Annotated in this window: 1 protein-coding gene; it reads left to right on the top strand. The window is 46.6% G+C overall.

What is annotated here, in order from left to right; genetic code table 11:
- Positions 1-573, top strand: a 573-nt coding sequence (locus tag VSA01S_RS20175; RefSeq protein ID WP_222593946.1) for a hypothetical protein, incomplete at both ends; no start/stop codon positions are given.

Here is a 573-nt window from a genome sequence, read left to right as displayed (position 1 = left end):
ATCGAAGCGCTACAAAAGGGTACGTATGTAGACCCAAGTAATCCAACAGCCGAGGAAATTCAGGCAGTAATTGATTCCGTTAATACCAGTGAAGCTAACTTGGCCGCGGTTGCAGAAGACATCGCAGGTAATGCAGATGGTGTCACTGTTACTCCAGAGCAGTTGAATGAGATTGAAGGTGTAGATGGAGCGACAGCAGATCATCTGGATGAGTATGTCGAAGCACTACAAAAGGGTACGTATGTAGACCCATCTAATCCAACAGCGGAAGAAATCCAAGCGGTGATTGATACAGTCAACAATAGCGAAGGGGGGATCGATGCTGTAGCGGAAGACATTGCGGGTAATGCGGATGGTGTCACTGTTACTCCAGAGCAGTTGAATGGCATTGACGGTGTAGACGGTGCGACGATTGATAATCTGGATGAGTATGTTGAAGCACTACAAAATGGTACATATGTAGACCCGAGTAATCCAACTGCTGAAGAAATTCAGGCAGTAATTGATGCAGTCAATACCAGTGAGACCAACTTAGCGGCAGTCGCAGAAGATATTGCAGGTAATGCGGATGGC

This window comes from Vibrio sagamiensis NBRC 104589 (genome assembly GCF_007990935.1).
GTDB lineage: Bacteria > Pseudomonadota > Gammaproteobacteria > Enterobacterales > Vibrionaceae > Vibrio > Vibrio sagamiensis.
The sequence above is the reverse complement of the archived record's forward strand: the minus strand, read 5'-3'. Positions and strand labels throughout refer to the sequence as shown.